The organism is Streptomyces beijiangensis (assembly GCF_017315755.1).
Lineage (GTDB): Bacteria > Actinomycetota > Actinomycetes > Streptomycetales > Streptomycetaceae > Streptomyces > Streptomyces beijiangensis.
Map to the genome: position 1 here is coordinate 1 of NZ_JAFLRJ010000439.1, position 2,509 is coordinate 2,509.

Sequence of the window (2,509 nt, forward strand, 5' to 3'; positions counted from 1 at the left end):
GCCGTCGGGCACCGTGGCGAGCGAGCGAGGCGACTCGGTGCCCGACGGCCGGGTCTCCGGGGCCTCGGCTCCCCAGCCCTGATCGAGCATCCGGTCCATTTCGGCGAGAGCCCCCGACACGGCGTCCGGCGGGCAACACAGCGCTATGAGCAGGTCGTTGGGGCGCGCACGGGCGCCTTCGTCGCCGAGCAGCCCCGCGTCGGCGAGGATCCGCCGGTTGGCCGGAGTGCCCATGACGAGGCTGGCCGCCTCGACCCGGGGGAGTGCGGCGAGCGCGGCGGAGACCCGCATGAGGGCGACGGAGTCGACATAGGTATTGGGCCGGACGGCATTGACGGGGGCCAGGGTTTTGAGCGCGGATTCCACCATGCGGCGAGCCTACGAGCGGACCCCCCGCCCCCGTCTTGGTGCGCAACTGCCAGTAACCGGCACCGATTCGCCGGTACCTGCTGACAGTGACGCGAGGCCGTCCGGCGGCCACCCTGCCGTAACACGCACCATCAGGCCGCGCGACGCCGCGCGACGCCGCACGGCGCCACACGGGCTGAACGCAGAGCGCCGTCCCCTGTTACGCGCCACGCACACCGGCGTAACAAGTGCCGCCTAGCGTCCCGGCATTGCCTTTGGTATACCACTTCCCCCGGGAGTCTCCGTGACCACCAACCGAACCGAGAGCGGACGCGCGCAGTCCGCCGCCGGCACCGTCGCCGACCTGGGCGAGGAGTACGAGCACGAGCCCGTGCCCTTGCACGCCCGCAAGAGCCTGCTGTCGGTCTGCTCCGTCTGGTTCGGCTTCCCGATGAACCTCGGCAACGCCGTCTTCGGCGGCGTCATCGTCTACAACCTGGGCTTCCTCACCGGCGCAGCCGCGATCGTCCTCGGCAATCTGGTCCTCTTCGGCTACGTCGGTGCGCTCAGCTGGCTGGCCGGGCGCACCGGCGAGAACTTCGCCCAGCAGACCGCGCGCACCTTCGGCACCCTCGGCGCCCGTCTGCCGGCCGCGTTCCTCTCCACCGTCGTCATCGGCTGGTACTCCTTCCAGATCGGACTGTCCGGCACCACCCTCCAACAGGTGCTCGGCTGGGCCACGTTGTGGGGCGCGCTCGCGGGCGGCGTCTTCTTCGTCGTACTCACCGCCGTCGGCATCCGCGCGCTGTCGCTCATCGGTCTGATCGCCACCCCGCTGTTCGTCGTGCTGGCGGCCGTCGCCCTCGGGCACGGCCTCGGAGGGGCATCCCTGGGCTCCGCCGTGTCCTACGAGGGACCGGGCACCGCCATGTCGTTCGGCGCCGCCATGAGCATCGTCATCGCCGGGTTCTCCGACTCGGGGACGATGACCGCGGACTTCACCCGCTGGGCGAAGAGCGGGCGGGCCGGGGTCGTCGCCGCCTCCTGTGCGTTCCCCTTCGCGAACTGTGTCGCTTTCCTGGTCGGCGGGCTGGTCGTCGCCGTCGGCGGGACCACCGACCCCGGCAGCAACGGCGGCGGTTTCCTCGGCCTGCTGATGGGACACGGCCCGCTGCTCACCACGCTCGCCGTCGTCCTCGTCTTCGCCAATCTCGGCTCGGTCGCCTCCCACTGTCTCTACAACGCCGCCGTCGGCTGGTCCGCCCTCACACCGGCCCGGATGCGACCGCTCGCCCTGCTGCTCGGCGCGATCGGACTGATCGCCGCGCTGAGCGGCGTGTGGGCGCACTTCGTCGACTGGCTGAACCTGCTCGGCATCTTCGTCCCGCCGATCGGCGCGGTCCTCATCACCGACCAGCTGCTGCTGCGCCGCCGTACCGCGACCCGTCCGGCAGTCGCGTACCGACTGCCCGCCCTGGTCTCCTGGGCCGTCGGCGCGGGCGCCGCGACGGCCGCGCACTATCTGCTTCCCGGCGCGGTCGACGCGCTGGTCGGCATGGTCGTGGCGGTGTGCGCGTACGCCGCCATGGACCGCGCTCTGCGCCCGGCGGTCCCGATCGCGGGCCCGGTCCCGGCCGCCGTCCGCGCCTGATCCCTACCGACCGCCGACGACCGAGGAGCTGCCCGATGGACCAAGCCGCCCGCGACGAGATCTGCCGCCTCCCGGCCACCGAACTGGCCGCCAGGATCAGCAGGTCGGAGATTTCTCCCGTCGAGGCCACCGACGCCGTACTGGAACGGATGGCCGCCCTGGACGGAGTCCTCGGCGCCTACTGCACCCCCGCCCCCGACCATGCCCGCGCGCGGGCTCGCGCCGTCGCCGACCGCATCGCGCGCGGTGAGGACGCCGGGCGTCTGGCGGGCGTGCCGATCGGTGTGAAGGACCTGATCACCACCAAGGGCATCCGCACCACCTCCGGCTCCCCGGCCTACGAGGACTTCGTACCCGACGAGGACGACATCGTGGTCGAACGGGCCGTCGCCGCCGGTGCTGTGGTCATCGGCAAGACGAACGCCTCGGAGTTCGGCTACAGCGCCACCGGCCACAACCCCCTCTTCCCTGCCACCCGCAACCCCTGGAACACCGCTCTCACTCCCGGCG

General features: G+C 71.9%; 2 protein-coding genes and 1 pseudogene. 2 read left to right on the top strand and 1 reads right to left on the bottom strand.

Annotated elements, in window-relative coordinates; all coding sequences use genetic code 11:
* Positions 1-369, bottom strand: a pseudogene (locus J0695_RS33925) (hypothetical protein); the annotation flags it as partial.
* Between the two features lie 283 nt (positions 370-652).
* Between J0695_RS33925 and J0695_RS33930 the strand changes: the two are divergent.
* Entirely contained in the window at positions 653-1,999 is a 1,347-nt protein-coding gene (locus J0695_RS33930; protein ID WP_307798856.1) for a cytosine permease, read from the top strand.
* Between the two features lie 35 nt (positions 2,000-2,034).
* Positions 2,035-2,509 (top strand): amidase family protein (locus J0695_RS33935; RefSeq protein WP_206968611.1); only part of this gene is annotated, 475 nt, incomplete at its 3' end.